Annotated in this window: 5 protein-coding genes; 2 read left to right on the top strand and 3 right to left on the bottom strand. The window is 42.4% G+C overall.

The window, feature by feature from the left end; translation table 11 throughout:
* Window positions 1–125: 125 nt before the first annotated feature.
* From ACH2DQ_RS18700 to ACH2DQ_RS18690, 3 genes are all read right to left on the bottom strand, one after another.
* Window positions 126–950, bottom strand: a complete 825-nt coding sequence (locus ACH2DQ_RS18700) for a carbohydrate ABC transporter permease (RefSeq protein WP_394912698.1) — start codon at window positions 948–950, stop codon at window positions 126–128.
* 12 nt (window positions 951–962) lie between these two features.
* Window positions 963–1,826 carry a carbohydrate ABC transporter permease gene (locus tag ACH2DQ_RS18695; protein ID WP_394912697.1) on the bottom strand — a complete coding sequence of 288 codons (864 nt, stop codon included), beginning with the start codon at window positions 1,824–1,826 and terminating at the stop codon, window positions 963–965.
* A gap of 98 nt (window positions 1,827–1,924) precedes the next feature.
* Window positions 1,925–3,274 (bottom strand): ABC transporter substrate-binding protein, encoded by a 1,350-nt coding sequence (locus tag ACH2DQ_RS18690; protein ID WP_394912696.1) that lies wholly within the window; start codon window positions 3,272–3,274, stop codon window positions 1,925–1,927.
* 216 nt (window positions 3,275–3,490) lie between these two features.
* On the opposite strand from ACH2DQ_RS18690, the gene ACH2DQ_RS18685 reads away from it, so the two are divergent.
* Together ACH2DQ_RS18685 and ACH2DQ_RS18680 are read left to right on the top strand one after the other, a co-directional pair.
* The gene (locus tag ACH2DQ_RS18685) at window positions 3,491–5,320 is read left to right on the top strand and encodes a sensor histidine kinase (RefSeq protein WP_394912695.1); all 1,830 of its coding nucleotides are present in this window, start codon (window positions 3,491–3,493) and stop codon (window positions 5,318–5,320) included.
* 59 nt (window positions 5,321–5,379) lie between these two features.
* On the top strand, window positions 5,380–6,773 hold a 1,394-nt coding region (locus ACH2DQ_RS18680), incomplete at its 3' end, for a response regulator (protein WP_395027817.1).

Here is a 6,773-nt window from a genome sequence, read left to right as displayed (position 1 = left end):
ATTCCAGACGCAGTGTAATTTCTTCATTCCTCAGATACTGCGCCTTTATTGGATATAAATCCATATCTTTTCCTCCTGGTCTGATGCTGTATTCAGCTCATCTTTTTAATTTCCTTCAACACGCGCTAGCCCTTCAAAGCCCCATCGGTTAACCCCTGCATCAGATTCTTCTGGAAAATCAAAAATACAATGACTACCGGAATAATCGCTATGACTGCAGTTGCCGCCAGCAGATTCCATTTTGCCCCGGCGAACTGCTGGAAATAAACAGACAGTGCCTGGGGAACATTATGCTTTGTACTATCCTGGAGAAAGAAAACAGACTGGGCATAATTATTCCAGATCCCAAATCCATTTAAAATAATGACGGCGGATATAGATGGCTTCAGCAGCGGAAATATAATTTTCCAGAACACCTGGAAATGGCTGCAACCATCTATTATTGCGGCCTCCTCAATTTCTCCCGGCAGGGCTTTGATAAAGCCGGTAAATACAAATACTGCCTGGGGAGTCGCCAGAGTTGCACAGACACATGCCATTCCCCAAAGAGTATTTACTGCCTTTATGGAAATCATCAGGCTGTACAGCGGTACCGTGTTAATAATCCCCGGAACCATCATGCAGCAAAGCAGTATGGCAAAGATCGCTTTGTTTAATTTATTTGAAAACCGGGCGATTGCATAGCCCGCCATGGTTGCAAGTATAACAATCAATAAGATCGCAAGCACCGTGATAATTCCTGAGTTAATCATAGCCCTTCCAATATGGGACTGTTTCCAGCCTTCTATGAAATTAAAGAAGTAAAAGTCAGGCAGAAACATATTACCGTCATAAAAATTGCGCTGTGGCGTATTCAGCGAAAGGATCAGCAGTATGGCAAAAGGTGTCAGGCACAGCGCACTGATCAGGACAATTGCCAGATACCGGGCATACGAAATTAATTTATTCACAGTTGTTTCCCCCTATTCTTTTTCTTTCATGAGGCGCAGTGATACCGCAACCGGTATCAGGACAATTACAAACATAATCATTGCAACAGCGGTAGAATAACCGGTCTTGCTTCCATAACACATCCTCATAATATAGATACTCAGTGTCTCCGTCTGATACCCCGGTCCCCCTCCCGTCAGCGACATTACAATGTCAAAGACGGACAGGGAACCGATAATATTAGTAATTACGTTTATTCTTACCGATGGTCCAAGCAGCGGCAAAGTAACATATCGAAAACATTTGATTTTACCGGCTCCATCAATTTCGGCTGCCTCATATAATTCCTTTGGAATCCCCTGCAGCCCAGCCAGATAAATAACCATTGTCATGCCTGCATACTGCCAGACATTTACCAGGATAAGAACCAGCATCGTCGTTCCATATCCTCCCATCCAGTTGCCAAACCAATCCGGATGTCCTGCCTGATCAGCCAGGTGGAAGAGAAAACCCCGTCCGGGCTGCAGCAGAAGATACCATATATAACCCATGATTAAAGGGCTGATAATTGCCGGCATATAGATGCACATTCTGGCTGCAGATTTACCCTTAAAGGATGAATTTAATAAAAGCGCATAGAGCAGACCTATGATATTCAGCAGCGGCGCACTTCCCAGTGCAAATAAAACTGTGGTCCTGATATCGGATAAAGCCCTTTTATCTTTAAAAAAATCTATGAAATTCTGAAATCCAATAAAATTAGCTTTTCCAATACCATCCCAATCGGTAAAGCTCATGCCGATTCCTTTGATCAGGGGATAGATAAAAAATACAAAAAATAAAGTGAATGCCGGAATTGCCATAAATTGATGTAATCCCATTTTGTACCGCTTCATTCTGACTCAGCCTCCTTCCCAGTGTATTCCGGTGTATTTCAGAGCATGTTATGTGTCAGCACATTCGTTTAGCCCGTTGCCTGTGGATATGCACGAAATTACTCTGCTTTTTTGTCAAAACCATCGTTCCATGCCTGGGCATAAGCTTTGGCAAATTCATCCGGCGTATACTGGCCTGCGAATAGATTTTGCAGCAGTCTTCCTGCATCATCACCGGAAAATCCTGCGGGTTTTTCATTTGTATAGCCGATATTTACCGCATTCTTTAATGCAGCTGCCACCTCATCTGTAATTGTTTTTGGTGACCATTCGGCTGTTACATCCTGAAATGCACTGGGTGCTTTTGCCGCTTCACAATATTTCTTCTGGTTTTCAGGCTGAAAGAGGAAATTTAAAAATTCAATACATTCCTCTTTATGTTCCGTTGTTGCAGAGATGGAATAACCAGAATCCTCGGCACTTAAGACAACCGGACTTGAATCAGGCATATAAGCCGGGTAAGGTGCAAATCCGATCTGATTCTCCATATCAGGATTCGCATCCAGTATACTGGAGATCGCCCACATACCATTGCTGAACATAGCCGTCTTTCCACTTACAAAGTCCTGTACACAGTTATCATTGGTAGCTGTCAGAACATCTTTGTTGATCAGTTCTCTGTCCTGCAACTCTTTCATTTTATCCCCGAAAACAGCCATTGGACCATCACTGTCCGCAAACCGCAGTTTACTCTGGTCATTATCAAGCATCGCTTTCTTTGCATCCAATGTTCCCAGCGTAGATTTGATATAGCCGTGTGGGATAAATTCAATTAAATGTCCCAGATGCCAGGCTTCGCTTCCAAATATAAACCATGGCACAACATCCGGTTTCTTTGCTTTGATATCCTCTAAAACTTTTTCGAAATCATCCCACTTAGATGGAAATTCCTGAATACCCAAATCGTTAAAAATGTTCTTATTGTAAAAGAAACCCGCCATAGTCATATTGGTACAAACGCGGAAAGCCTTTCCCTGACCGACATCGGTACATGCTTCTTTCATTTCCGGAGTCATTCTGTCCCACCATTCCTTCTGATCAGAAAGGTCCATATATTTGCCTTCGTCCACAAACCCCTGTTCATAAGTTGTCATGATATCGGGAACCTCATTGGATGCAAACTTAATTTTGATAATATTACTTGCGTCTTTCTGGTATTCCTGTTCCACGGTAATTCTATCCTGTGATTTATTGAAATCACCAATGATTTCATTCATCACATCAATTGTTTCGATCTTGCCGGTAAAGAGTTTGATGTTGACCTTTTCCGCATTTTTGGTTGTGGCGGATTCCGGTGCCTCACCGGTATTTCCGGTTTTCCCAACATTCCCGGTATTCCCACAGCCTGCGAGACTGCCGCATAACATAACAGATACAAGAGCCAATGCTGCCATTTTGTTCTTTTTCATTTTACGTTCCTCCTTCATATATCAGGTGATTCCTCACTGCTTCGGTGGGGTATCTGACTTGTTGAACTTATCTTAACATCCCTTTTTCCCGGGGGAAATACCATATATTTTAGATCATGGTTTCAGTTTTTTATATTTGCTATCCTCTGCTTGCCATTTTATCCGGACTGTATAATAATATAATACAAGAACGGTAAAGGAAAGAGGGTATTAATAATGAAACATTTCAGTCATCCCACGTTTCGGACAAAGCTCATATTTATGATCTGCTTATTCACTGTTTTTATTGTACTGGTTGTTTCTTTCCTGAATTACCAATGGTATTCCAGGCAGCTGACTCAGCAGACAATCAATCAGACGCAGCAGATCATTGAACAGGCAGGCTCCAATATCAATACTTATCTGGAAGAATTAAACCGGCTTACTTTAGCCCCCTACTATAATGATACCATCCTTGACAATCTGGAAAATGCCTCCGGTACGCCCCAGGAACAGTTGAATTCTAAAAGGAAGATCGAGAACTTTCTGGCATCGGTAATGACGCTGCCAAGGGATGAAATACTCCGGGTCTATATGATGAATGCGGATCAAATTTATGCATACACCAGAACCCCTTATGAAATGTCAGATTATGATACCTACCCGGAGAGCTCCTGGTACAAGGAAGCAATGTCCTCTACCAAACCGATTTATATACCGCCCCATTTAGAAAAGGCATTTGGCAACAAGAAGACTCCTGTCTTCTCCATCGTCAGACAGATCCGAAGCAAACAGGACAATGATAAAATCCTGGGCATTATGAAGGTTGATGCTGACTACACCGGAATCAAAAAAATATGTGACCGTGTGGAATTAAAAAATGATGGTGCCCTATTTATTTTGAACGATGATAACCAAATCGTCTATCAGACTTCTGAGCTTTCGGAACCCTCACTGATAGAACATATTGACACGGACTCCAACCAGAGTGAACGTTTCCTGGAGGATGGAAATGGAAATAAGTACCTGGTCAACAGCTATTCCGTCTTCTCTTCCGGTTTGAAAATAATTGCCTTAAATTCTTATCGGGAATTAATGCAGCCCACCAAGGATAATCTGGAGAAAACAATTCTCCTGGCTTTTACCTGTATTTTACTTACCATTGCATTTTTCTCACTGTTTATCAAAAGATTTCTAACTCCGCTATTTGAAATCATCGGTCTTATGAAAGAGGTGGAAAATGGAAATCTGGATATACAGGTAACGGTCAAGAACCAGGATGAAATAGGTTATCTCGCCGCCTCTTTTAACAGGATGGTTCAGAATCTTCAGCAGTTCCTGACCCGGAATACACAGCTCGTCAAGGAAGTGTACGAGGCTCAATATCTATACAAAGAGTCACAGTACAATGCATTATGCAGCCAGATCAAGCCGCATTTTATGTACAATACGCTAAATACCATCAGCCTCCTTATAAAATGCAGCGAGAATGCCAAAGCCGTCCATGCAATCGAATCCTTTTCCTATTATCTGGGCGGGATTATGAATATTGATAAGGAAATATCCATGGAAAAAGAGATACAGATCTGTCAATCCTATTTATCCATCATGCAGCTGCGGTATGAGGACAAGCTGACCTACCGTATAGATATCGAAGAAGAACTGTTTGCCTGCCAGATTCCATCACTCTCCATACAGCCGCTGATCGAAAATGCGGTAAAATACGGTTGTGAACCCAAAAGAGGTGAGACTTTTATCCTGGTAACTTCCAAACGGACTGACCATGGATATCAGATTCGGATCTCTGACAATGGATTGGGCATGGAGCCGGAAACTCTGGAGAATGTAAAAAAGCATATTCAGGACATCAGAGAGAGTTTTAAAATTCAATCTCCCCATCATCAGCAACAGGAAGACACCTCAGAACTTCTGGGGAACATTGGTCTCATAAATATATGTAAAAGACTGTTCCTGAAATTTGGAGAGCATGCAGATTTAGATCTTGTCTCTGCTTACGGGCAGGGAACCACCATTACCCTGTATCTGCCTAGTGCCGGGCGGCACTAGTACAGCACTGCACAAATAACCAAGCAACGCTGTACTAGTCGAAATGAAGGAGGAATATAATGTACCACATATTAGTAGTCGATGATGAAATGCTTATGCGGAAATACCTGGCTAACAGCATTCCTGCATTTACAGATAAATTCCAGGTCAGCGGAATTGCAAAAGACGGACTGGAGGCTATGGAGCTGCTAAAGAAGCAGCACTATGATTTAGTCATTACAGATATCCAGATGCCGGAAGTAGACGGGCTCAGCCTTGCTAAATATCTCCATGAAAATTTCCCGGATATGGCTGTCATCATTATCTCCGGCTTTAATGATTTCGAATATGCCAGAAAAGCAATCAAATATCAGGTCACCGATTATTTATTAAAACCACTGGTAGACCAGACACTTACAGATCTTCTGGAAACTATAGCAGAACGTCTGAAGGCGCAGAGCGGCTCACAATTTCTGCTTCAGGAGAACCTTTCATCCGATGCAGAAACTAAGAAACAGCTTTTACTATCCATCATAGAAGAAAATACAAAACTGACCTATGAACTTTTTCGAAAGCTGGAGAATTCTGACCTGACATTAATGTCTGCATATGGCTGTATTCTGGAATTTACCCTCGATGAACTGGATTTAATTCTGAAAAATAACACTGCATTTGATGTAACAACCGATCATTTGAAGCTGAATCAGATCGTTCAGGATATCTGCGAGGGATATGGATATCTCACTCTATATAATGCAAACGGCTCCACCTTCGTTCTGGTCAGTGAAGACAGCATTTCACAGCTTTCCGATCACATGACCAGGCTGTGTCAGCAGATACGCCAAGGGGCTTCGGAACAGGATCTGCCAAAGCTGACCGCCATATGTGGAAAAACAGTAACCGATATCATGGATCTGACTTTTTCCATGCAAAGTATCCAGGAGATGCTTCCAGTTACACTGATTGCAAAAAGCTATCCGGTTACCCCCGGACTTGCAGATGCCCATGCTGACTTTATTGGGAAAATACATAAACTCAGCGACAATATTTTCACCGATTATCTGGTACAGTCTTCGGATAAACTATATATCGATATTAAAAATTTCTGCCTCCTTTTTCAGGAGAAAAGAAGTTTTACCACCATACTGCGCTATGCTTCCTATTTGATTCAATACATCAGTGAACGATCTAATATTAACCCATCCTGCCTCCGTAAAGCATATGCGGAACTGACCAGGCAGGTGAATACTTACCTCCCAGCCGGATTACCCGATGAATCTGCTGCCACCCAGATTATTACCGGTGCAGTCACCACCCTGATCCCGCTGGAGCCCAAACCCCTGCTGCCTGAATCCGTACAGATTGTTACAGCCGCAAAAGAATTTATCCTCTCCCACTATCAGGAAAATATCTCTTTATCTGATGTAGCAGATCACTGCGGAGTGAGCAACAGTTATTTAAGCGACCTGTTCCA

Source organism: Robinsoniella sp., from assembly GCF_034124845.1.
This window is presented reverse-complemented; position numbering and strand designations above follow the sequence as displayed.

What these genes read in the sequence shown, in the direction of transcription:
- ACH2DQ_RS18695 (WP_394912697.1), bottom strand. Translation starts at nt 1,826, where the DNA reads ATGAAGCGGTACAAAATGGGATTACATCAATTTATGGCAATTCCGGCA.
- ACH2DQ_RS18690 (WP_394912696.1), bottom strand. Translation starts at nt 3,274, where the DNA reads ATGAAAAAGAACAAAATGGCAGCATTGGCTCTTGTATCTGTTATGTTA.
- ACH2DQ_RS18685 (WP_394912695.1), top strand. Translation starts at nt 3,491, where the DNA reads ATGAAACATTTCAGTCATCCCACGTTTCGGACAAAGCTCATATTTATG.